Source organism: Pseudomonas fluorescens, from assembly GCF_002022275.1.
Classification (GTDB): domain Bacteria; phylum Pseudomonadota; class Gammaproteobacteria; order Pseudomonadales; family Pseudomonadaceae; genus Aquipseudomonas; species Aquipseudomonas fluorescens_AJ.
This window is the reverse complement of record NZ_MSDF01000007.1, coordinates 56,056-77,938: the sequence shown is the minus strand read 5'-3', so window position 1 is coordinate 77,938 and position 21,883 is coordinate 56,056. Positions and strand designations below refer to the sequence as shown.

The window sequence follows — 21,883 nt, the reverse complement described above, 5'->3', positions numbered from 1 at the left end:
CTTTTAAAACAAAGAGCTGGGGCCGCTTCGCGGCCCAACGGGAGCAAGCTCCCTCGCCACAGGTGACGGTTTACCCTTTCTCTCGCTTAGCGAAACCGCTTACCAATCCACTGCGTAACTCACGCTGAACGTACGACCTTCGGCGTTCGGGTACGGTGCACGGGCATTGGCCTGGGCAAACATGTTCTGGTAGTTACGGTTGGTAAGGTTGTACACCGCACCTTCAAGACGACCGACCGGCAGCCTGACCGAACCGAGCAAATCAGCCAGGGTGTAGCCTTTGATATCGCGGCCGTTGTTGTCTTTAAAGGCTGCGTCGTAGTCATCCAGGCGCATGCCCTGCAAGCGCATGCTGTAGTCGCCATGGTCATAGCCGACAAAGGCCGTGGTTTTGGCCGGTGAGATGCGCGTGGCGGGCAGGTCGATCCATTGGCCGTTCTGACGCGTTTCACCTTTGGCATAGGCGTAGGTACCGCCGACCGACCATTGATCGGTGACGTTGTACGTCAGGCTGGTTTCGATACCGCGCACGCGCTCTTTCTGGTTGACCAAACGCAGCACACGGTCATTGGCGTCATAGAACTGCGTGACGTCGGAGGTGTTTTCATACGCCGTGACGTTAGCCAGCCACTTGTCCCAGGTGCCACGCCAGCCCAGCTCGTAGCTGTCGACTTTGAGTGCCTGAGCATTCAGGTTTTGAATGTCGTACTTACTGTTTACGTCACGCAGAAAGCGTTGGATATCCGGCAGGGAAAAGCCCTGGCTGAAATTGAAGAACACGTCCTGGTTTTCACTCAGGTGATACACCGCACCGAGGTTGTAGAGGGTGTCATCGTATTTGAGCGTGCCGCCCGGCAGTGTCGCGCGATTGCCGGTCTGGACGATTTCGCCATAGGCGATGCTGTCGGAAACCTCGCTTTCGATCCATTCACGGCGTACGCCACCACGTAGGGTCCAGTCATCGATGTCGTAGGACAGCTGACCAAAGATGGCTTTGGTGGTGGTCGCGATGTCCGGGCCGAGCTCGAACGTAGTGCCGGTCTTGGTGTAATTCAGGCCGTTGACCCGGTATTGGTCGCCACGTTGGCTTGAGGTTTCGTGATCGTAGTCTGCGCCCCAGACCAGGTTGCCGGTCGCTCGGCCGATGTCCGGCATTTGCGTATCGATCGCTGCACGCAGGCCATACACGTCCTGCACGCTATTGTTGTCTGAGACCCCGGCGCGGCCCCGGGACAGGTCCGGGAAGAACAGTGCATCGGCACGCCGCCAGTAACTTTCAACCTGCAAACCCTGGCCGTAGAAATCCTTGTCGGCGTAGTTGAGGTTGACCGCCTGGTTATGGGTGAACGGTTGGTCGTCCAGGTCCAGGCCTTTTACCGCGACGGCGGTGTCGGTGATGCGTGGGTTCTTGGTGTAACGGGTGTCTTGCTCGTCCTTGTAGTCTTGCAGCGACAGGCTGATCTTCTTGTCGTCATCCAGCTCGTAGCCGAAGCGACCTTGCAGGTCGTAGGTGTCGGTGTCCATGTTGCTGCCCTGGGACGTGTCCTGGGGAATGCGTTTGCCGTTGCCGTCGAACTGGTCATTGCGTTGCACGGTGTTGCCCGAGAGGTACCAATCCACCGGACCCTTGCGGCCTGTGGCGCTTTGGAAGGCGTCGTAGGAAAACCCTTTGTGGCTGAAGTTGTTGCCGGTGGTCATGCCGATTTTGCTGCTGAACGCCAGGTCTTCACCTTTGTTGCGCTTGGTGATGATGTTGATGATGCCGCCTGAGGCGCCTGCGCCGTAGACGCTGCTGGCGCCGGAGATCACTTCGATGCGCTCGATACTTTCCGGTGCCACGCTGTTGAGCTGGCGGAAGTTGTCGCGCGTGGCATTCTGGGACACGCCGTCGATCAGGATCAGCGTATTGCGCCCGCGCAGCGTCTGGCCGAAGTTGCTCATGCCGCCGCTGGAGGGGGCAATGCCCGGTACCAATTGGCCGAGGATATCCGCAACGCGGCGGCCGGCAGCGGCCTGCTGACGGATTTGGTCTTCGTTGATCACCTGCACGGACCCTGGGATCTGCGCAATGCTGGTTTCGTTGCGCGTGGCCGACACCACGGTGGCTTGTAGCTGCAGGTTGGCGGGCGCCTCCTGCGTTGCCTCGGTTTGATCTGCCCAGGCCGGGACGCTTATCGACCCGAGAAGCGGCAGCAGCACTGCCAGTTGCGATTTGTTCATCGACTTGCCTTTGAGTTATTAGAAGTATTGACAGAAAAAGCAGTTGTCTCAGGCGTTCGGGTGAACGAACGGATGGCGCGGATGCCCACGGCGGCCAGGGCGTACGTCAGTGCGACGAGCCAGAAGCTCTGCGCCAGGCCGACCATGCCCATGCCGATACCGCCGATCAGTGCCCCGCACAGCGCGCCGGCTTTGGCGGCGCTGTTGCCCATGCCGAGCGCAAACCCTTGCTGGCTTGGCGCAACCGTGTTGGCAATCAAGGTGTAGGCAACGGGCAGCAATGCGCCTTGCCAAACGCCCCACAGCAGTCGGCTGGCGAGGAACCCCAACCATTCGCTGGCCAAGGCTGTAAAGGCGAGCGTCAAGGCGCAGGACCACGTGACCCATTCGATGACGCGCAGTGTGTGCGCCGGTTGATGCCGGTCAAACAGGCGCCCCCAAAGCGGTGCGGACAGCGCGAGGGTCAGCGCGCTGGCGGCATAGCTGGCACCGATCAGCCACGCGGGCGCGTGCAATACGTCGGCGACGTAGAGGGCGTAAAACGGTTGGGGCATCATTTTGGCGGCTTGAATCAATACGATGATGCCGAGCATTGCGCCGAGCCAGCCCTTGGGAAGCGCGCCGGGTTTGGCGGTGTTGAGTGGCCGCGATCGCGGCGAATCGCTGGGCAGGAACGCGCTGATCACTGCGCACGCCAGGCAGACGGCGGTGGCGCTGTAACACAGCAGGGCGAAGCCTGAGACATCCATCAGCAGGCCGCCCAGCACCGGCCCGGCCAGCGAGCCGACGGCGGTGGCGGATTGCAGCCGAGCCAGAATGTGCCCGCGCCCGCCGTCGCCGCAGCAGGCCAGTGCATAGGCTTGGGCCGCCGCGATGAAACCGGCCAGTGCACCTTGCGCCACGCGGATAGCCACCAGCAGCCACGGGTCGAACGTGACTGCCGCCAGCGCCTGGCACACCGCCAGGGCGAGCAACGCGCGGATGATCATCGGCTTGTGGCCGGTACGGTCGCCGAGTCGCCCCCACATGGGCGTGAGGACCATCGCCGCCATCATCGGCCCGGCATACACCAACGACGACAACAGGCCGGTGTAGTGGGCATCGGCGACGCCAAGCAGCTTCTGGATTTGCAGTGGCCAGAACGGGCCACTCATTTCCATGGCCCCCATCGACACCAGCTGAATCACCACCAGCAGCCGCAGCGCGGTGTGGTTAGCCTGCATTGGCGGCGGCGCTCAGCGGGTTAGGCAGCCGCCCGACGATATCGGCGTGGCTTTCCAGCAGACGCATGCGCATGAACGATTTGGCCGGCCAGTCCTGCATCAGCAGGGCTTCGCGTTCGGTCGCCCAGCGTTGAGGGTCGACTTCACCGCGTAAATCGTCGAAGCACTGGCTGACCTGCGCCGACAGTTCATCCCAGAGCAGTGCCTGGGGGATGTCGAAGTGGCGCGCGCCGAGCAACACCAATTCGCCCAAGTGGCACATGAATACCGTGTGCAGCAGCTTGTCGCGCACGAAGCCTGCGTCGTCGTACAGGGTCATCTTCGGATCGTGCAGTTCAATGTCCAGGCCGTGGGCGTGCAAGGTCTTGCGGTCGATCCGGATATCACCGAAATCGCGCAATAGCAGTCGGCTCAATTGCCCGTCAGCGGCCATCACCATGAAAGAATTCTGCTGATGGGCCTCGAACGCCACCCCGTAACGCAGGTACATGCCCAGCAGGGCGGGCACAGCGATGGCTGCGTAGTCGCGGAAAAAGGCGAGCATGGCCTGCGCGTCGTCCTGGCCTTGGCTCAGACGAACCCACTGCCTCAGCAACGGTTGCCCGTGTTGATCAATGGCAAACAGGCTGCCCACCGGCACGGCCATTTCACCGGGTTGCAGCAGGCTTTGGGGGTTGTCGCGATAAAGCACGGCCAGGTGGCGGGAATGCTCGTCATTGGCGGGTTGTGGCTGGAAGTGCACGCCGATCCGCTCGGGAACGATGCTGAGGATTTTCTGAATCGCAGGCTCGCGTTCCAGAATGGTCAGCAGCAGATGGCTGATTCGCGGGCCCATGCGCGCCGAACGCGGCGAGACGGTGCGCTGCACGCTGGTCAGGCGCAACGACACCGGAAGTTTGACCATCGGCGCGTCGCAACGGCCTTCGGGCAACACGGTTCTGAAGGACATGGTCGGGTGGGCGGTAAATGCGACGATATCGGTCAGTACCAGCAGCTTGTCGCCGATTTCATTGGCGAACAGGTGCGGCAGCTCCTGGCGTGCTTGCCAAGGGTGAGCGGGCAGGGGCAGATAGTCGCTTGCCTCAAGGCCCTGGGCTGCCAGTGTGGCGTTCAATTGTTGGGCGGCTTGCGGGAAGTGGTTTTGCCACCATGTCCAGTAATCGGCGGTGTTGGCCAATGCTTCAACATGCGCGTATTGGCGATGCAACGCACACAGGAACACCGGGAAACGCGCTTCGAACTCTGGCGAGAAATCGATGACCTGGTCAGTCGTCAGGCCCAACTTGGTCTTGTAGTTGGGGTGCCATGGATGGCCCAGCGTGCCCCATTGTTCAAGTACGGAGGTGGGGTTGGTGACGCCTGGGTCGTTCTTGAGATGGCTCAGCAGGTTGTCTTCATGCGCCGCGGCCATGGTGGCCTGCAGCTTGAGCGACCATTGCTGGTGAAAAGCCAGGCACAAGGTGTCGTTGACGAAGCTGTCGTCGATCTCGCTGTTGAGGCGGTTCAGGACGTGCGCATCAGCGCATGATTCAAGCGCGCTGTTCAGCAGCGTTAATAATTGCGACGGAAATTGAATCTTTTGCTCGGGCTGATCTTCACGCAGGAGGGTGACTTCACCACGCAGGTCCCAACTGGCCATGCGGCCAGGACGCAGATGATCGAAGCGCAGGCGGGTTTGGTCAGGCAGCGTCAGCCAGCATTGGCCGTATTCATCATAGGCACGCGCGCCAGGGTCCAGCAGGCCTTCGCGGAACAATGCCTGAATCAGGCGCTGGAAGCTGCGCTCTGCAGCGGGTGCCAGAGTGCTGATCAGAGAGTCGAGGGTGATGTGGTTAGCCTGGAACTGCGGGGTGGCGAGTGCTTCGCCCCAGCGTTCCAGCAACGATTTTTCCGGCGTCTCGCTGTTTCCGTGCATCAAGTCGAATTCCTTATCCGTAGGCCCTGGTAGAAGGCGGCGGAATGGTATCGAGAATTATTACCAAATGTCTATTTGTTGTTACGAAATTTGCAGAATCGTTTTTCCAGGGCGGGCCTGACTGACTGCTTAACCGAAAATTGACAGCCATGGAGGCGTTTTAGCGTGGGCTCGAGGTGTCTAAGACAGGCTAGTCGAGCGTTTTGGCGGGGTTTGTAGTGCGGGTCTTCAATCTTTGTAGGATGTATCGATTTTTATATCTACTGCAGTAGTGCAGGCAAAAGCAGAGGCGTTAAAACGAAAAACCCCGCTCAATAGGCGGGGTTTTCTGGTGTAGGCGGCCCTTGTGGCGAGCGAGCTTGCTCGCGTTGGGCTGCGAAGCGGCCCCAAACTCTGGCATGGGATTCTGTCTGACGGAATGTGATAGCCATTATTCGGGCCGCTCCGCGCCCCAGCGCGAGCAAGCTCGCTCGCCACAACCGGGCGTCTACGCGATTTCAGAGTTTCAGGAGCTTTGTGCCTGGCGTTTCATTTCGAGGGTTTCGAGCTCGTTTTTATAATTGTGGGCTTCGTTCTCGTTGTGAAACATGCCGACCAGCTGGTCTTGTTGATGGACATCCCAGATGTGAATCCCATGGCCCAGTGCTTCGTGAGACATGTGTGCATCGTCGCGTTCAGTTACTTTTACAGTCATCTGCTTGCTCCAATCTCTGGTTGATCTGCGGCAAGTCGTCGCAGGCCTCTGTTATATGTTTTGTTAGCTTGCTAAGTAAACCGACTTTTCGCACAACTATTCTTTGCACGAAACGCAACAGTGCTGCAGGCCGCGTAAAACGGGGCATTCGGTCGCAGGGTGCTGAGTTTCATGACAAAAGTTTCATGTTGGCGTAAGGCTTCGACCTCGTATTGACTGGACCGCCGCTATCGCAGGCGAGCCAGCTCCCACCTTTTGAAATGCATTCCAAATGTGGGAGCTGGCTTGCCTGCGATAGCGGTAGAACCTTCAAAACAAAACGAGCGGGCGAAAAAAAGCCCCGCATTCAGCGAGGCTCTTTTCTGACTCATCAGCCCATCAGCTACCTTTGACAGCCTTGCCGTCAACGGTGCCGTCCAGCAGCATGATGTTGTATTCCTTGCCGTCGGTTTCGACCTGGCGCAGGGCAACCAGGATGCCGCCCCAGTCCTTGGCAAACCACATCTGGGTGATGCGCTTGCTTTGCGACGGGTCGCGTACGCGCTCGACCTTGATCGCGTCAATGGCGCCGGCTTTGGTCTGGACCTTTTCCGGGCCGATCACGCGGAAGTCGTAGGTGTCGACGTCGGTGCCTTCCGCCACGCGGTAGCTCATGCTTTTCTTGCCGGCGGCAACATCGCGCTGCAAGGCAAGCTGGTAAGTCGATTTGTCGAGCATCCCGCTTTCGAGGGTGACGTTCACCGGGTCTTTGTTTTCAAAACCAGTGATTTTCTTGGTGGCCTGATCGAAGTCCAGGTTGATCTTCTTGGCCTTGCCCAAACCGCCGCGTTCGAAGGTGTAGCTCTTCGGTTGCAGGGTGTCCTTATCGAAGTTGATGACGCTGGTTTCGGTGAGGCTGGCGATCATCATGGAAGCCTTGAAATTCAAGGTCCAGGAGCCATCGCTATTCTTGGTCAGGCTGCGTTCGGCCGAACCACTCATGGGCAACTGTTTCCAGTCGGCGGTGTAGCTGGCGGAGAAAGGGTGAAGGTCTGCTGCTTGCACGGCTGGCAAGGCGAACAGCGCAAAAGCGAAGAGCAAGGCGCGACGCATAAAATCTCCTAGGTTCGAATCAAGTGGCCGCAGGCCGCGAGTAACTGACCGTCCAATAATGCACCCTGTTCACAGAGAATCAACCGGCCCTCGGCGAACCAGCGAACAGCCAGTGGATAAATTTTGTGTTCCTGGATGTGAACCCGTTGCGCAAGTGTCTGCGCCGAGTCTGCAGACTCTACCGGAACCACTGCCTGTACGACCAGAGGCCCGCCATCGAGTTCCTCGGTGACGAAGTGCACGCTGCAGCCATGCTCGCTGTCGCCGGCATCAAGCGCACGCTGGTGGGTGTGCATGCCTTTGTACTTGGGCAGCAGGGAAGGGTGGATATTGAGCAGGCGCCCTTCGTAATGCTGCACGAAATCGGCGCTGAGGATGCGCATGAAGCCGGCGAGGACCACGAGTTTGGGGTTGAAGGCGTCGATCAGTTCGATCAAGGCGCTGTCGAAGGCTTCGCGGCCGTCGAACGCCTTGTGATCCAGCGAGCGGGTGTCGATGCCCGCGTCCCTGGCGCGTTGCAGGCCGTAGGCGTCGCTGCGGTTGGAAATCACCGCAGCGATGCGCACCGGGCTGTCGCCGGTACGCGTGCTGTCGATCAAGGCCTGCAAGTTACTGCCGGTGCCGGAAAGCAGCACCACGACATCACAGGTCTCAGACATTAATGAGCCTTGAGGTTTTTCAGTTCGACCTGAGCCGCGCCTTCCGGGGCAGTCGCGATCTGGCCGATGACCCAAGGCTGCTCGCCCGCTTCACGCAGTACGTTCAGGGCGGTTTCAACGTGCTCTTGAGCCACGCAGATGACCATGCCCACGCCGCAGTTCAGCACGCGGTGCATTTCGTTTTCATCAACGTTGCCTTTTTCTTGCAGCCAGTCGAACACGGCAGGGCGCGTCCAGCTTGCTACGTCGACAATCGCCTGAGCGCCTTTTGGCAGCACGCGCGGGATGTTGTCCAGCAAGCCGCCGCCGGTGATGTGGGCCATGGCTTTAACCGCGCCAGTGTCCTTGATCAGCTTGAGCAGTGGCTTGACGTAGATGCGCGTCGGGGCCATCAGCAGGTCGGTCAGTGGCTTGCCGTCGAGCTGGGTATTTTCGATGTCGGCGCCGGACACTTCGATGATCTTGCGGATCAACGAGTAACCGTTGGAGTGCGGGCCGGAGGATGGCAGGGCGAGCAGGGCGTCACCGGCAGCGACTTTGGAGCCGTCGATGATTTCGGATTTTTCTACAACACCGACGCAGAAACCGGCCAGGTCGTAGTCTTCGCCTTCGTACATGCCAGGCATTTCAGCGGTTTCGCCGCCGACCAGGGAGCAACCCGACAGCTCGCAGCCAGCGCCGATGCCGGTCACGACCTGGGTCGCGGTCTCGACATTGAGCTTGCCGGTGGCGTAGTAGTCGAGGAAGAACAGCGGCTCGGCGCCACACACCACCAGGTCGTTGACGCACATGGCAACCAGGTCGATGCCGATGCTGTCGTGCTTGTTCAGGTTCAACGCCAGACGCAGCTTGGTGCCCACGCCGTCGGTGCCGGAGACCAACACAGGCTGCTTGTAGCCGGCTGGGATTTCGCAGAGGGCGCCAAAACCGCCCAGGCCGCCCATGACTTCAGGGCGCGCGGTGCGCTTGGCGACGCTCTTGATGCGTTCGACCAATGCTTCACCGGCGTCGATGTCTACACCGGCGTCCTTGTAGCTCAGGGAGGGTTGCTTGCTCATGATCCAGGCCTTTAGGGGGGATTCAGGGGTAACGACCGGGCTGGCAGGGCTTTCAATGAAGAGGCTCAGCCGTTGACGGTCTGCGAAGGCGCGCGATTTTATCAGGCTTGAGGGGCAGCGGCCATCCTCGGGCCGACGGGCAGGGCTATATGGTGTTAAAAAAATGCTATTCGGGCCTGTTCCGGCACGTATTAAGGTATAGCCTTGAATCCGCTATCGTTATGACAGCATGAAAACTTACCAGGACCCTGTGAATGTTTTACCGGTGGCTGCTGTCACAGCCTTGCCAAGCCGAGTTCACGCGGTCTGTTCCAGCCGCTAAATTTGTCGTTCGGGAATCTTCCATGCGTCTGTGTAAATTCTTTTTTGTAGGTTGCTTGTCCTTTGTCAGCCTGGCGAGTCATGCCGAAACCCTCAATGGTCTCTATCAAGTACTTGAACCGGTGAGCAGCCAGTCGCCCCAAGAGCGCGACCAGGCCACCCAGCGCGCCGTGCAAACCCTGGTGATTCGCCTGACTGGCGACGCCAAGGCCGCCGATGGCCCAGGCCTGGCGGCGATTCGCAAGGACCCGCAACAAATCATCAGCCAATACGGCTACGACGCCGGCCCGCCGGAAAGCCTGCAAGTGGATTTCGACCCGGTCAGCACCGACCGCGCACTGCGCGAGGCCGACCTGTCGCTGTGGGGCAGCAATCGGCCGTCGATCCTCGGCTGGTGGCTCAACGACTCAACTGAAGGCAGCAGCCTGATCGGCGATGGCCAGGCCGTCGCCCAGTCTCTGCGCCGTGCGGCCCAGCACCGTGGTTTGCCGCTGCGCTTGCCTTTAGGTGACCTGGAAGAACAAGTGGTCGCCACTGCACCGAATCTTGAAAGCGCCGATGCCACGCCTCTGCGCGCCGCTTCCGAACGTTATGGCGCCGATGCGTTGCTCGCTGTGCATGCGCGACAGGACGGCAATCAATGGCAGGCCAAATGGCGCCTGTGGTTGGGTGACAAGAGTGAGCAGGGCACCGCTCAGGGCGCTGACACTGGCGCAGTGGCCGATGCCGTGATGCTAGCGGTCAGCCAAAAGCTGGCGCCGCGCTTTGCCGTCAAACCGGGCGTCAGCACTGAACAATTGCTCGAAGTACAGGGCATGACCCTGGAGCGTTATGCCGCGCTGGGTCACCTGCTGGAGCCGTTTGGCGGTCAGTTGCAGCTCGTGGATGGCAATCGGATTGTGTATCGCGTCAACGGCAGTGCCGATCAGTTACGGACCCAGTTGAGCTTGGCCAAGTTGACGGAGGTGCCAGCGGGTGAGGCGCCTGCGCAGCAACCGGTGGCGGACGGTACTCAGCCGCCTGCTGCCCCTGAGCCTCAGGCGCAACTGCGTTTTCATTGGTAAGTGCCAAGTGGTCTTCCTTCTATATATAGAAGCGGGCAATAGATAAACAGAAGGAGCGGTATATGGCGGATTCGCGTCGTTGGGTGTGGCTTGGCGGGATTGTCCTGCTGTGCGTATTTGTGTTCTTGCTGCATTCGATTCTGACGCCGTTCCTGGTGGCGTTGCTGCTCGCCTATCTGTTCGATCCCGTGGTGGATCGCCTGGAGAAAGCCGGCCTGTCGCGTACCTGGGGCGTGGTGGCGGTGTTTGCGCTGTTCACCTTGATCGTCACCGCGTTGGTGCTGGTGTTGGTGCCCATGTTGGCCAAGCAGTTGTTCCGCCTGTATGAGCTGGCGCCACAGATGCTCGACTGGCTGCAGCACACGGCCATGCCGTGGGCTCAGGCCAAGTTGGGGCTGGCAGATGGCTTCTGGAAGTTCGACAAGGTCAAGGCGGCAATCAGCGAGCATATGGGCCAGACCACTGACATCGTCGGTGTGGTGCTCAGTCAGGCCACGGCGTCCAGCCTGGCGCTGATCGGCTGGCTGACCAACCTCGTGCTGATCCCGGTGGTGGCGTTCTACTTGCTGCGCGACTGGGACATCATGATGGCCAAGATCCGCAGCCTGCTGCCACGCAACAGCGAAGAGCGCATCGTCTCCCTGGCGGAGGAGTGCCACGAGGTGCTGGGAGCGTTCGTACGCGGCCAGTTGCTGGTGATGCTGGCCTTGGGGATTATCTATGCCGCAGGCCTGATGGCGATCGGGCTGGAGCTGGGTCTGTTGATCGGCTTGATCGCAGGTCTGGCGGCTATTGTGCCGTACATGGGCTTCGTGATCGGTATCGGCGCGGCCTTGGTGGCCGGGTTGTTCCAGTTTGGCGGTGACCTGTACCCGATGCTGGGGATTGTCGCGGTGTTCATGGTTGGGCAGGCCCTGGAAGGCATGGTGCTGACCCCGTTGCTGGTTGGCGACCGGATCGGCCTGCACCCGGTGGCGGTGATCTTTGCGATCCTTGCCGGCGGTGAGCTGTTCGGCTTTACCGGCATTCTGCTGGCGCTGCCGGTGGCGGCGGTGATCATGGTGTTGGTGCGCCATGTGCACGATCTGTACAAGGATTCGGATGTGTATACCGGGGTTGAAGACCCCGACTTGTAACCGATGCATCACAAACCCGGCTCCGGCCGGGTTTGTTGTTTCTGGGGGCAGGGTGTCAAACAATTTGCGCAAATCACCGCAAGTTAACGCAAACCTTTGATTTTGCTTGTGGTCTGCTGCATTGTGCGCCCGGCGTCACGGGTATAAACTTTGCAAACTTTACACAGAGGCCACTAACGGTTCGTTTGGAGCCGTTCAGTCAGCATGAAACCGATTCAGCTGCCCTTGGGTGTGCGTCTGCGTGACGACGCCACCTTCATCAACTACTACCCAGGCGCCAATGCCGCTGCACTCGGCTATGTCGAGCGGCTATGCGAAGCCGACGCCGGGTGGACGGAAAGCCTGATCTATCTGTGGGGCAAACACGGCGTGGGGCGTACCCACCTGTTGCAGGCGGCGTGCCTGCGTTTCGAGCAGATGGGCGAACCGGCGGTGTACCTGCCGCTGGCTGAGTTGATGGACCGCGGTATCGGCATTTTCGACCAGCTCGAACAATACGAGTTGGTGTGCCTGGATGACTTGCAGGCAATCGCCGGCAAGGCGGAGTGGGAAGAGGCGCTGTTTCACCTGTTCAACCGCCTGCGTGACAGCGGCCGGCGCTTGTTGATTGCCGCTTCGACCTCGCCGCGTGAGCTGCCGGTGAAGCTCGCGGATCTCAAATCGCGCCTGACCCTGGCGCTGATCTTCCAGATGCGCCCCTTGTCCGACGAAGACAAATTGCGCGCCTTGCAATTGCGCGCTTCCCGTCGCGGTTTGCACCTGACCGACGAAGTGGGGCATTTTATCCTCACCCGTGGCACCCGCAGCATGAGCGCGTTGTTCGATTTGCTCGAACAGCTCGATCAGGCCTCTTTGCAGGCTCAGCGCAAGCTCACCATTCCCTTCCTTAAAGAAACCCTCGGCTGGTAGCCAGCCCAGTCATTTCAAGGCTTTCGGCATATTACAGGCGCCAGAAAACCTGCGTTTTGGCCGGTTTGACCACGCAAATGGCAAGAAATGGGTGTTAAGGGCTTAGATGTCATAGTCCAAACAAGAAGTCACATAGATCACGATTGAATTTGCAAATCGATGTGATAGTGGGCATAGTCTCGACTTCTTTACATATCAGCCACGGTCGTGCCCATGCTAAATCGCTTCGCACCCCTCGTGCCACTCGCACTCGTAACCCTGTTGTTTGGTTGCGCCTCCCACCCTCAACAGGTGGTCGAGCAGCAAAAAAACCAACAACAGTCCCAGGCAAAATTTGTTGCATCGCAATCTTCCACTGTTTACCAGGAAGAGATCGCAACTGAAAAAGAACTAGCCGACTTCGCCGGCAACAAGCCTTACCAGCTTCCAGTTCTCGCCGACAGCATTCTCGAACGCGGCATGTCCCTGATCGGTACCCGTTACCGTTTTGGCGGTACCTCTGAAGCCGGTTTCGACTGCAGTGGCTTCATCGGCTACCTGTTTCGTGAAGAGGCCGGCATGAATCTGCCGCGCTCCACCCGCGAAATGATCAACGTGGACGCACCGTTGGTCGCACGCAACAACCTCAAGCCCGGTGATCTGCTTTTCTTTAGCACAGCAGGCCGTGGTCGTGTCAGTCACGCCGGTATCTACTTGGGCGATAACCAGTTTATCCACTCCAGCAGCCGTCGCAGTGGTGGTGTTCGGGTCGACAACCTGGGTGACAGCTACTGGAGCAAAACCTTCATCGAAGCCAAGCGCGCACTCGCCATGGCCCCGACTACGGTTACCGCCAGCAAGTAAAGTTAAAGTGATACTTGAAGTTTGACGTGTAAGCGCTAGAATCCCTGGATATTGTTGGAATCCGTTCGCGCGAGCTTTGCTTGCGCGTTCTGGTTTTCAGCGTTCGGCAGCGAAAGCCGCATCCAGACCAGGATTGTTCTGCACATGTCGACCTCGGCCCGCCTTATTCTTCTCGTTTGCGCCGCGCTCCTCAGCGCCTGCGCAAGCCGTCCACCGCCGCCGGCTCCCGTAGCCGTCAAACCCAAGCCGGTGTTCAACTATTCCACCCAAAGTTTCTCGCCTGCTGCCGAAGACGTGCTCTTTCGCGCGCTGGGCCTGGTCGGCACGCCTTATCGATGGGGCGGCAACACACCGGACTCGGGTTTTGATTGCAGTGGTTTGATTGGCTTTGTGTTTCGCGATGCCGCTGGAATCTCCCTGCCACGTACCACGCGTGAGCTGATCGTGATGCGCGCTCAGGATGTCAGCGAGCAGAACCTGCAGACGGGGGATTTGCTGTTTTTCGCCACCGGCGGAGGCTCGCAGGTGAGTCACGCGGGTATCTACGTCGGCGAAGGGCGCTTCGTGCATGCGCCGCAAACGGGCGGCACAGTGAAGCTGGACACCCTGTCCAAGGCCTATTGGCAGAATGCCTACCTGAGTGCCAAGCGCGTGTTGCCGGCAAATCTGGCGCGTAATCCGTAAAAGGCACACCGAAATCAATGTGGGAGCTGGCTTGTGTGGGAGCCGGCTTGCCTGCGATGCAGTCACCTCGGTGTATCAGTTGCACTGCGGTGATGCTATCGCAGGCAAGCCAGCTCCCACATTTGCTTTGTGTTGTGCTTGAAATCGACTATTTAACCGCCGACACCCGCCACACCTTATTCCCCACATCATCCGCCACCAGCAAATCCCCCTGCTGATCAATCACCACACCCACCGGCCGGCCCATGGCTTTCTCGTCTTTGTTGAGGAACCCGGTCAGCACATCCATCGGCTGCCCTTTGGGTTGGCCACCCTCAAACGGCACGAAGATCACCTTGTAGCCACTGTGCGGCTTGCGGTTCCACGAGCCGTGCTGGCCGATAAACGCGCCGTTGCTGAATTGCGCCGGGAGTTTGCTGCCCTCGGCGAAGGTCAAGCCCAGCGAGGCCGTATGCGGGCCGACGGCGTAATCCGGCGCGATCGCCTTGGCGACCAGGTCCGGGTTTTGCGGGGTCACGCGCACATCCACATGCTGACCGTAATAGCTGAACGGCCAGCCATAAAACGCGCCGTCCTTGACCGAGGTGATGTAGTCCGGCACCAGGTCGCTGCCGATCTCGTCGCGCTCATTCACCGCTGTCCATAGCTTGCCGCTCTGCGGTTCCCAGGCCATGCCATTGGGGTTGCGCAGGCCCGAGGCGAAAATGCGGTGCTGGCCCGTGCCGCGGTCAACTTCCCAGATCGCCGCCCGGCCTTGTTCCGCTTCCAGACCGTTTTCGCCGACATTGCTGTTGGAGCCCACGCTCACGTACAGCTTGCTGCCGTCCTTACTGGCCACCACGTTTTTGGTCCAGTGGTGGTTGATGCTGCCGCCCGGCAGGTCGACGACCGTGGCGCCGGCGGCCTTGATTGCGGTTTCGCCCGGTTGATAGGGGAAACGCAGCAGTTTGTCCGAATCCGCGACATACAGGTCGTTGCCGACCAGCGTCATGCCGAAGGGCGAATTCAGGTTCTCCAGGAACACCGTGCGCGTCTCGGCAACGCCGTCGTGGTCGGCATCGCGCAGCAGCGTGATGCGGTTCGGGCTGGGTACGCCCGCACCGGCACGGCCCATGACCTTTTCCATGACCCAGCCGCGTATGCCCGAGGAGTCATCCGGCTTGGGCGGTGCATTGGTTTCTGCCACCAGCACATCGCCATTGGGCAACACATACAGCCAGCGCGGGTGATCCAGCCCTTCGGCAAACGCGGCCACTTGGGTGCCCGCCGCGGCCGTCGGCTTGACGCCATCGGGCCAGCCGATCGCCGGAGCGATGTTCACGGTGGGGATCAGCGTCTTGTTCGGCTCCGGCAGCTTGGGCGAAGGCCCGGTACCGTCGGAAACCTGCAGCGTAGAGCTTTCTCCACACGCGGCGAGGGTGCCTGCGAGCATGATCAGTAAGGCAAGTCTTGTTTTATGCATGGTTTTCTCCTGAATACCTGTAAGGGTAGAGGAGCATGGCCGTGGGATGGTTCAAGTGAGAGGCCAGCTTTAATTGACGCTCCACCCCCAACCCACTAACCTTCGCGGCTTGTTCCAGGTGCTCTGTGGCCCGTGGGTCGACAGAGTGAAACAGGGAAGCCGGTGAGTGAGCGCACTTGTACACAGTGCTGCCGCGATTCCGGCGCTGCCCCCGCAACGGTAAATGAGTGAAAACGGTGCTTTTTGCCACTGTATCGCGCGCGATATGGGAAGGCGCATCGTCGGTCGCCCTCTGTAAGAGCGCGCCACTCATGAGCCCGGAGACCGGCCTGGATCATCCAACAGCATCACGGTGGGCGATGCTTGGCTGTCTGTTTTTCTTTTTTCCTGCCCGCCGTTTTTGTTCAGCCCCAACGGAGCGCTGCCATGACTGATACCCCCGACCGCGACGAACGCCATCTGGCGCGCATGCTGCGCAAAAAAGCCGTGATCGATGAGCGCATCGCCAATTCCCCCAACGAGTGCGGATTGCTGCTGGTGCTGACCGGCAACGGCAAAGGCAAGAGCAGCTCGGCGTTTGGCATGCTCGCCCGCGCCATGGGCCACGGCATGCAGTGCGGCGTGGTGCAGTTCATCAAAGGGCGTAACAGTACCGGTGAAGAGCTGTTCTTCCGGCGCTTCCCCGAGCAAGTGCGCTTCCATGTGATGGGCGAAGGCTTTACCTGGGAAACCCAGGATCGCCAGCGCGACATCGCCGCCGCCGAAGCCGCGTGGGCCGTGTCCCGTGAATTGCTGCAAGACCCTGCCATCGGCATGGTGGTGCTGGACGAGCTCAACATCGCCCTCAAGCACGGCTACCTGGACCTCGATCAGGTGCTTAGCGACCTGCAAGCCCGCCCGCCAATGCAACACGTGGTAGTCACTGGCCGAGGCGCCATACCTGAAATGATCGAACTGGGCGACACCGTCACCGAAATGGGCATGCTCAAGCACGCGTTCCAGGCCGGGATCAAGGCACAGAAGGGCGTCGAACTTTGAACCAGCCCCGTCATTGCCCAGCTGTACTGATCGCCGCACCGGCGTCCGGCCAGGGCAAAACCACCGTCACCGCCGCGCTCGCCCGTTTGCACCGCAACCTGGGGCGCAACGTGCGCGTGTTCAAATGCGGGCCGGACTTTCTCGACCCGATGATCCACGAGCGCGCCAGCGGTGCCCCGGTGTATCAATTGGACATGTGGATGGTCGGCGAGCAGGAAAGCCGCCGCTTGCTATGGGAAGCCGCAGGCGAGGCTGACCTGATCCTGATTGAAGGCGTGATGGGGCTGTTCGACGGCACGCCGTCCAGCGCTGACCTGGCGCGGCACTTCGGTGTGCCGGTACTTGGCGTAATCGACGGCACGGCCATGGCACAGACCTTTGGCGCACTGGCCCTTGGTCTGGCGCGTTATCAACCCGATCTGCCGTTCGCCGGTGTACTGGCCAACCGCGTCGGTACCCTGCGCCATGCGCAACTGCTGGAAGGCAGCCTCACTGAAGGCCTGCGCTGGTATGGCGCGCTGTCCCGGGAAACCGGGATTGAGTTGCCGAGTCGTCATCTGGGTCTGGTGCAAGCCAGCGAACTGAATGACCTCGACGTCCGCCTGGACGCCGCCGCTCAGGCCTTGGGTAGCAGCTGTGAAGTCGCTTTGCCGCCGCCGGTAACCTTCGCCGCACCTGAAGTGATCCAGGCCGAGCCATTGCTCGAGGGCGTGCGCATCGCTGTGGCCCGTGATGAGGCCTTCGCCTTCACTTACGGCGCCAGTCTCGACCTGCTACGGGCGATGGGCGCTGAGCTGCACTTTTTCTCACCGATCCACGACCGTGAATTGCCTGACGCCGACAGTCTCTATCTGCCCGGTGGTTACCCGGAATTGCACCACACGGCGCTGTCGGAAAATACCCCGATGCTCGATGCGATTCGCGCGCACCACGCCGCCGGCAAACCGTTGCTCGCCGAATGCGGCGGCATGCTCTATCTGCTGGACTCGCTCACCGACGTGGACGGCACCCGCGCCGAACTGGTCGGCCTGCTGCAAGGCGATGCCGTGATGCAGAAAAAGCTCGCGGCGCTGGCGCTGCAAAGTGTCGAGCTGCCGGAGGGCGTGCTGCGTGGCCACACTTATCATCATTCTTTGACGAGCACCGAGTGGGAACCGATTGCCCGTGGTCTGAGCCCGAATGGCGGGCGCGGTGCCGAGGCGGTTTATCGGCAGGGGCGGATGACGGCTTCCTATGTGCACTTTTATTTTCCGTCGAATCCGGCAGCGGTGGCTGCATTGTTTGCGCCGGACCGGGAGGCCGCCATCGCAGGCAAGCCAGCTCCCACACTGGAGGGTGTTTCAACTCGGTCAACTGTGGGAGCGGGCTTGCCCGCGATAGGGCCATGACCGACAACGCCTTCCCCCAAGCCGACCGCCAAGCCGTCTACCGCGCCATCGCCGAACGCCGCGACATGCGCCATTTCACCGGTGGCAGCGTCGCCCCCGAACTGCTGCATCGCCTGCTCCAGGCTGCCCACCAGGCGCCCAGCGTCGGTTTAATGCAGCCGTGGCGCTTTATCCGCATCAGCGACCGTCCACTGCGTAGGCAAATTCAGCAGTTGGTGGAGGAAGAACGTATCCGCACCGCCGAAGCCCTCGGCGAGCGCTCCGACGAATTCATGAAACTCAAGGTCGAAGGCATCCACGATTGCGCCGAGGTACTGGTGGCGGCGCTGATGGATGATCGCGAGCGGCACATTTTCGGCCGGCGCACCTTGCCGGAAATGGACATGGCGTCGTTGTCCTGTGCGATCCAGAATCTGTGGCTGGCGGCACGCGTCGAAGGCCTCGGCATGGGCTGGGTTTCCCTGTTCGAGCCCCAGGCTCTGGCCGACTTGCTGGGCTTGCCGCCCGGCGCAAAACCCTTGGCGGTGCTGTGCCTGGGCCCGGTAGCGGAGTTCTATCCGGCACCGATGTTGCAACTCGAAGGCTGGACCGAACCGCGGCCGTTGAGTGACATGTTGTATGAAAATGTGTGGGGAGTGAGTCAATGAGTGTGGCCTTGCTGTGTGTCGCGGCAGTGGCGCTGGACGCGCTGCTGGGCGAACCAAAGCGCTGGCATCCGCTGGTGGCGTTCGGCAATTTCGCCGGGCGCATCGAGCAGCGTTTCAATACCGGTGGCCGTGGCTGGCGCAGCCACGGCGTGACTGCGTGGTTTATTGCCGTGGTGCCGCTGACCCTGCTGGCGACGGCCTTGTCGTGGGCGCCGTATATCGGCTGGGTGCTGGAGATTCTGGCGTTGTACTGCGCCCTCGGCATGCGCAGTCTGGGTGAACATGTGATCCCGGTGGCTCAGGCCCTGCGAAGTGGTGACCTGGATGAAGCGCGCAAACGCGTGAGCTACCTGGTCAGCCGCCAGACCAGTGAACTGGACAGCACCGAAGTCGCCCGCGCCGCCACCGAGTCGGTGCTGGAGAACGGCAGCGATGCGGTGTTCGCCGCGCTGTTCTGGTTTGTGGTCGCCGGTGTGCCGGGCGTGGTGCTCTATCGCCTGAGCAACACCCTCGACGCCATGTGGGGCTATCGCAACGAGCGCTTTGAGCGTTTCGGCTGGGCGGCGGCCAAAATCGACGACGTGCTGAACTATATTCCTGCGCGTCTGGTGGCGTTGACCTACGCCGTATTGGGCAAAACCCGGCTGGCACTTAAATGCTGGCGTACCCAGGGCCCGACGTGGGACAGCCCCAACGCCGGCCCAGTGATGGCCGCCGGTGCCGGCGCCTTGGGCGTGGAGTTGGGCGGCGCAGCGATTTATCACGGCGAGTTGCATCAGCGCCCACCATTGGGCGAAGGCCCGGTGGCGGATGCCGACTCCATCGACCGAGGCTGGCAACTGGTGCAGCGCGGCGTATGGTTGTGGCTGCTGATCCTGTGCGCGGGGGCGCAATTTTATGCTTGAACACGGTGGCCGGCTGCGCAAGGCAGCGATGCAGTACGGGATTGCCGAGGCCGACTGGCTCGACTTGTCCAGCGGCCTGGCGCCCTGGCCCTGGCCGATCCCCGAGATCCCGCTGCGCGCGTGGGCACGCCTGCCGGAAACCGATGATGGCCTGGAGAAGGCCGCGAGCGAGTATTACGGCGCGCCCCATGTCCTGCCAGTGCCCGGTTCCCAGGCGGCGATCCAGTTGCTGCCGCGCCTGCGTCGCACGGGCAAGGTCGGCTTGCTGTCGCCGTGTTATGCCGAGCACGCCGAAGCCTGGCGCCGCGCCGGGTACGTTGTGAGGGAAGTACAGGAGCAGGAGGTCGATTTTTTCCTCGACGGCCTTGACGTACTGGTCGTGGTCAACCCCAACAACCCCACGGGTCTGAGCCTAGCCCCGCAACGCTTGCTCGACTGGCACTCACGCCTGGCGGAACGCGGCGGCTGGCTGGTGGTGGACGAAGCGTTTATGGACGTCACACCCCAATTGAGCCTGGCAGGCCAGGCCCATCAAGTCGGGCTGATTGTGCTGCGCTCGTTCGGCAAGTTCTTCGGTTTGGCTGGTGTGCGTCTGGGCTTTGTGCTGGCCGAGCGCAGGTTGCTCAAACTGTTGGCCGAGCAAGTCGGGCCATGGGCGGTCAGCGGGCCGACGCGGGTACTTGGCCAAGTGTGCCTGCGCGATACCGCGGGGCATGTACGCCAGCGCGCACGGTGCATCGAGTCCGGTCAGCGTTTGTTTGACCTGCTTGAGCGCCACGGCTTTCAACCTCACGGCGGCTGTGCGTTGTTCCAGTGGCTGATCACGCCTCACGCGCAACGGCTGCACGAATTTATGGCCCAGCGCGGCATTCTGCTGCGCCTGTTTATCCATGACAGCAGCCTGCGGTTCGGTCTGCCTGATACCGAGGCGGATTGGCTGCGGCTCGATCAAGCGCTCGGCGCCTACAAGGAAGCCGCATGAGTACGCTGATGGTGCAGGGCACCACCTCCGATGCCGGCAAAAGTACGTTGGTGACCGCGTTGTGTCGCTGGCTGGTACGTCAGGGCGTGGCCGTGGTGCCGTTCAAACCGCAGAACATGGCGCTCAACAGCGCTGTGACCGCTGAAGGCGGCGAAATCGGCCGCGCCCAGGCCGTGCAGGCCCAGGCCGCCAATTTGGCGCCGCACACCGACATGAACCCGGTGCTGCTCAAACCCAACAGCGACACCGGCTCCCAAGTGATCATCCACGGCCGGGCCGTCACCAGCATGAACGCCGTGGCCTATCACGACTACAAAGCCATCGCGATGCAGGCGGTGCTGGCCTCTCACGCGCGGTTGAGCGAAGCCTACCCGGTGGTAATGGTGGAAGGCGCCGGCTCGCCGGCAGAGATCAACCTGCGCGCCAATGACATCGCCAATATGGGCTTTGCCGAAGCAGTGGATTGCCCGGTGCTGTTGATCGCCGACATCAACCGTGGCGGCGTGTTTGCCCACTTGGTCGGCACGCTTGAATTGCTGTCGCCCACTGAGCAGGCGCGGGTCAAGGGGTTCATCATCAACCGTTTTCGCGGCGACATCGCGTTGTTGCAATCCGGGCTGGATTGGCTGGAGGCGCGCACCGGCAAACCGGTGGTGGGTGTGCTGCCCTATGTGATGGACCTGCACCTGGAAGCTGAAGACGGCATCGATCAGCGCCAGATCGACAAGGCTGCGCAGGTGCTCAAGGTGGTGGTGCCGGTGTTGCCGCGCATCAGCAACCACACGGATTTTGATCCGCTGCGTTTGCATCCGCAGGTGGATTTACAGTTTGTGGGGCCGGGGCAGGCGATTCCTGCAGCGGACCTGATTATTTTGCCGGGCTCGAAAAGTGTGCGCAGTGATTTGGCGTATTTGCGCGCCAACGGCTGGGACACGGCCGTGGCGCGGCATTTGCGTTATGGCGGCAAGGTGCTGGGAATTTGTGGTGGTTTGCAGATGCTTGGCGAGCAGGTGCATGACCCGCTGGGTCTGGAAGGACCCGCTGGATCCAGTGATGGTCTGGGGCTGTTGGCGTTCAGTACGACCCTTGAGGAAGAGAAACAACTGCGTAACGTGCGCGGGCGTTTGCTGCTGGAGGATGCTGAGGTCAGCGGCTATGAGATTCATGCGGGTGTGACGTCGGGTGATGCGCTGGCTCGGGCTGCGGTGTTGCTGGACGATGGCCGCAGTGACGGCGCCCAGAGTGCTGATGGGCAGATTTTCGGCACCTACCTGCATGGCCTGTTCGAAACGCCTGCGGCGTGCAGTGCGTTGTTGCGTTGGGCTGGGTTGCAGGATGTGCAGGAGGTGGATTACCACGCGTTGCGCGAGCGGGATATCGAGCGGTTGGCGGATTTGGTGGAGAACCATTTGGATACCGCTCTGTTGCGCAAGCTGTGTGGGATTTGATGGTTAAGTGTGGGAGCTGGCTTGCCTGCGATGGCCGCGCCCCCAATCCAGCTGACACCCCACCATCCAAATGTGGGAGCGGGCTTGCTCGCGAAGGCGGTCTGCCGGTGTATATATCCGTTGCTGCGGTAACGGCGGCTTATGGTTCCGCTCTTACAGCGGCTCACTTTTGGAAAGACCCAAAAGTAAGCAAAA

The 21,883-nt window shown here is 60.9% G+C and carries 19 protein-coding genes and 1 riboswitch; of the genes, 11 read left to right on the top strand and 8 right to left on the bottom strand.

Going from position 1 to position 21,883, the window contains the following annotated elements; all coding sequences use genetic code 11:
• Window positions 1-99: 99 nt before the first annotated feature.
• The 7 genes from BFW87_RS02720 to purM form a co-directional block, all read right to left on the bottom strand.
• Entirely contained in the window at window positions 100-2,220 is a 2,121-nt protein-coding gene (locus tag BFW87_RS02720; RefSeq protein ID WP_078738445.1) for a TonB-dependent receptor, read from the bottom strand.
• Window positions 2,217-3,443, bottom strand: a complete 1,227-nt coding sequence (locus BFW87_RS02715; protein ID WP_078738444.1) for an MFS transporter — start codon at window positions 3,441-3,443, stop codon at window positions 2,217-2,219. Before BFW87_RS02715 ends, BFW87_RS02720 begins: the two co-directional genes overlap by 4 nt.
• Window positions 3,433-5,358 (bottom strand): IucA/IucC family protein, encoded by a 1,926-nt coding sequence (locus tag BFW87_RS02710; protein WP_078738443.1) that lies wholly within the window; start codon window positions 5,356-5,358, stop codon window positions 3,433-3,435. Before BFW87_RS02710 ends, BFW87_RS02715 begins: the two co-directional genes overlap by 11 nt.
• Window positions 5,359-5,863: 505 nt before the next feature.
• The gene (locus BFW87_RS02705; protein ID WP_078738442.1) at window positions 5,864-6,052 is read right to left on the bottom strand and encodes a hypothetical protein; all 189 of its coding nucleotides are present in this window, start codon (window positions 6,050-6,052) and stop codon (window positions 5,864-5,866) included.
• A gap of 378 nt (window positions 6,053-6,430) precedes the next feature.
• Window positions 6,431-7,144 carry a DUF3108 domain-containing protein gene (locus BFW87_RS02700; RefSeq protein WP_078738441.1) on the bottom strand — a complete coding sequence of 238 codons (714 nt, stop codon included), beginning with the start codon at window positions 7,142-7,144 and terminating at the stop codon, window positions 6,431-6,433.
• Between the two features lie 8 nt (window positions 7,145-7,152).
• Window positions 7,153-7,803 (bottom strand): phosphoribosylglycinamide formyltransferase, encoded by a 651-nt coding sequence (gene purN / locus BFW87_RS02695; RefSeq protein ID WP_078738440.1) that lies wholly within the window; start codon window positions 7,801-7,803, stop codon window positions 7,153-7,155.
• Window positions 7,803-8,861 carry a phosphoribosylformylglycinamidine cyclo-ligase gene (purM, locus tag BFW87_RS02690; protein WP_078738439.1) on the bottom strand — a complete coding sequence of 353 codons (1,059 nt, stop codon included), beginning with the start codon at window positions 8,859-8,861 and terminating at the stop codon, window positions 7,803-7,805. Before purM ends, purN begins: the two co-directional genes overlap by 1 nt.
• Before the next feature lie 344 nt (window positions 8,862-9,205).
• Between purM and BFW87_RS02685 the strand changes: the two genes are divergently transcribed.
• The 5 genes from BFW87_RS02685 to BFW87_RS02665 all read left to right on the top strand — a co-directional run bounded on the left by BFW87_RS02685 (window position 9,206) and on the right by BFW87_RS02665 (window position 13,818).
• Window positions 9,206-10,246, top strand: coding sequence for a DUF2066 domain-containing protein (locus BFW87_RS02685; RefSeq protein WP_078738438.1), 1,041 nt, complete (start codon window positions 9,206-9,208; stop codon window positions 10,244-10,246).
• 62 nt (window positions 10,247-10,308) lie between these two features.
• Window positions 10,309-11,382 carry an AI-2E family transporter gene (locus BFW87_RS02680; protein ID WP_078738437.1) on the top strand — a complete coding sequence of 358 codons (1,074 nt, stop codon included), beginning with the start codon at window positions 10,309-10,311 and terminating at the stop codon, window positions 11,380-11,382.
• Window positions 11,383-11,586: 204 nt separating this feature from the next.
• Window positions 11,587-12,291, top strand: a complete 705-nt coding sequence (gene hda / locus BFW87_RS02675) for a DnaA regulatory inactivator Hda (RefSeq protein WP_078738436.1) — start codon at window positions 11,587-11,589, stop codon at window positions 12,289-12,291.
• Between the two features lie 213 nt (window positions 12,292-12,504).
• Window positions 12,505-13,134 (top strand): C40 family peptidase, encoded by a 630-nt coding sequence (locus tag BFW87_RS02670; RefSeq protein ID WP_078738435.1) that lies wholly within the window; start codon window positions 12,505-12,507, stop codon window positions 13,132-13,134.
• 144 nt (window positions 13,135-13,278) lie between these two features.
• The gene (locus BFW87_RS02665; protein ID WP_078738434.1) at window positions 13,279-13,818 is read left to right on the top strand and encodes a C40 family peptidase; all 540 of its coding nucleotides are present in this window, start codon (window positions 13,279-13,281) and stop codon (window positions 13,816-13,818) included.
• 148 nt (window positions 13,819-13,966) lie between these two features.
• On the opposite strand, the gene BFW87_RS02655 is transcribed toward BFW87_RS02665, so the two are convergent.
• Window positions 13,967-15,280 carry a PQQ-dependent sugar dehydrogenase gene (locus BFW87_RS02655; RefSeq protein ID WP_078738432.1) on the bottom strand — a complete coding sequence of 438 codons (1,314 nt, stop codon included), beginning with the start codon at window positions 15,278-15,280 and terminating at the stop codon, window positions 13,967-13,969.
• A 99-nt stretch (window positions 15,281-15,379) separates the two neighbouring features.
• Window positions 15,380-15,627, top strand: a riboswitch (cobalamin riboswitch).
• A 79-nt stretch (window positions 15,628-15,706) separates the two neighbouring features.
• Here BFW87_RS02655 and cobO point away from each other — a divergent pair.
• From cobO to BFW87_RS02625, 6 genes are read left to right on the top strand one after another with little or no spacing between them, the layout of a single operon-like run.
• Window positions 15,707-16,318 carry a cob(I)yrinic acid a,c-diamide adenosyltransferase gene (gene cobO, locus BFW87_RS02650; protein WP_078738431.1) on the top strand — a complete coding sequence of 204 codons (612 nt, stop codon included), beginning with the start codon at window positions 15,707-15,709 and terminating at the stop codon, window positions 16,316-16,318.
• The gene (locus BFW87_RS02645) at window positions 16,315-17,706 is read left to right on the top strand and encodes a cobyrinate a,c-diamide synthase (RefSeq protein ID WP_078738430.1); all 1,392 of its coding nucleotides are present in this window, start codon (window positions 16,315-16,317) and stop codon (window positions 17,704-17,706) included. The genes cobO and BFW87_RS02645 overlap by 4 nt, the downstream gene beginning before the upstream one ends.
• The gene (bluB, locus tag BFW87_RS02640) at window positions 17,703-18,353 is read left to right on the top strand and encodes a 5,6-dimethylbenzimidazole synthase (RefSeq protein ID WP_078738429.1); all 651 of its coding nucleotides are present in this window, start codon (window positions 17,703-17,705) and stop codon (window positions 18,351-18,353) included. Before BFW87_RS02645 ends, bluB begins: the two co-directional genes overlap by 4 nt.
• Complete coding sequence (cbiB, locus tag BFW87_RS02635; RefSeq protein ID WP_078738428.1) at window positions 18,350-19,258, top strand: adenosylcobinamide-phosphate synthase CbiB; 909 nt, start codon at window positions 18,350-18,352, stop codon at window positions 19,256-19,258. Before bluB ends, cbiB begins: the two co-directional genes overlap by 4 nt.
• Entirely contained in the window at window positions 19,251-20,240 is a 990-nt protein-coding gene (cobD, locus tag BFW87_RS02630) for a threonine-phosphate decarboxylase CobD (protein ID WP_078738427.1), read from the top strand. Before cbiB ends, cobD begins: the two co-directional genes overlap by 8 nt.
• A complete protein-coding gene (locus BFW87_RS02625) occupies window positions 20,237-21,688 on the top strand; it encodes a cobyric acid synthase (RefSeq protein ID WP_078738426.1) in 1,452 nt (483 codons plus the stop codon). The genes cobD and BFW87_RS02625 overlap by 4 nt, the downstream gene beginning before the upstream one ends.
• The last annotated feature ends 195 nt before the right edge of the window (window positions 21,689-21,883 follow it).

Coding starts and splice junctions, on each gene's coding strand:
- cobO (WP_078738431.1), top strand. CDS start 15,707: ATGACTGATACCCCCGACCGCGACGAACGCCATCTGGCGCGCATGCTG.
- cbiB (WP_078738428.1), top strand. CDS start 18,350: ATGAGTGTGGCCTTGCTGTGTGTCGCGGCAGTGGCGCTGGACGCGCTG.
- purM (WP_078738439.1), bottom strand. CDS start 8,861: ATGAGCAAGCAACCCTCCCTGAGCTACAAGGACGCCGGTGTAGACATC.
- BFW87_RS02665 (WP_078738434.1), top strand. CDS start 13,279: ATGTCGACCTCGGCCCGCCTTATTCTTCTCGTTTGCGCCGCGCTCCTC.
- BFW87_RS02720 (WP_078738445.1), bottom strand. CDS start 2,220: ATGAACAAATCGCAACTGGCAGTGCTGCTGCCGCTTCTCGGGTCGATA.
- cobD (WP_078738427.1), top strand. CDS start 19,251: ATGCTTGAACACGGTGGCCGGCTGCGCAAGGCAGCGATGCAGTACGGG.
- BFW87_RS02705 (WP_078738442.1), bottom strand. CDS start 6,052: ATGACTGTAAAAGTAACTGAACGCGACGATGCACACATGTCTCACGAA.
- BFW87_RS02700 (WP_078738441.1), bottom strand. CDS start 7,144: ATGCGTCGCGCCTTGCTCTTCGCTTTTGCGCTGTTCGCCTTGCCAGCC.
- BFW87_RS02710 (WP_078738443.1), bottom strand. CDS start 5,358: ATGCACGGAAACAGCGAGACGCCGGAAAAATCGTTGCTGGAACGCTGG.
- BFW87_RS02715 (WP_078738444.1), bottom strand. CDS start 3,443: ATGCAGGCTAACCACACCGCGCTGCGGCTGCTGGTGGTGATTCAGCTG.
- BFW87_RS02670 (WP_078738435.1), top strand. CDS start 12,505: ATGCTAAATCGCTTCGCACCCCTCGTGCCACTCGCACTCGTAACCCTG.
- BFW87_RS02685 (WP_078738438.1), top strand. CDS start 9,206: ATGCGTCTGTGTAAATTCTTTTTTGTAGGTTGCTTGTCCTTTGTCAGC.
- hda (WP_078738436.1), top strand. CDS start 11,587: ATGAAACCGATTCAGCTGCCCTTGGGTGTGCGTCTGCGTGACGACGCC.
- purN (WP_078738440.1), bottom strand. CDS start 7,803: ATGTCTGAGACCTGTGATGTCGTGGTGCTGCTTTCCGGCACCGGCAGT.
- BFW87_RS02625 (WP_078738426.1), top strand. CDS start 20,237: ATGAGTACGCTGATGGTGCAGGGCACCACCTCCGATGCCGGCAAAAGT.
- BFW87_RS02680 (WP_078738437.1), top strand. CDS start 10,309: ATGGCGGATTCGCGTCGTTGGGTGTGGCTTGGCGGGATTGTCCTGCTG.
- BFW87_RS02655 (WP_078738432.1), bottom strand. CDS start 15,280: ATGCATAAAACAAGACTTGCCTTACTGATCATGCTCGCAGGCACCCTC.
- bluB (WP_078738429.1), top strand. CDS start 17,703: ATGACCGACAACGCCTTCCCCCAAGCCGACCGCCAAGCCGTCTACCGC.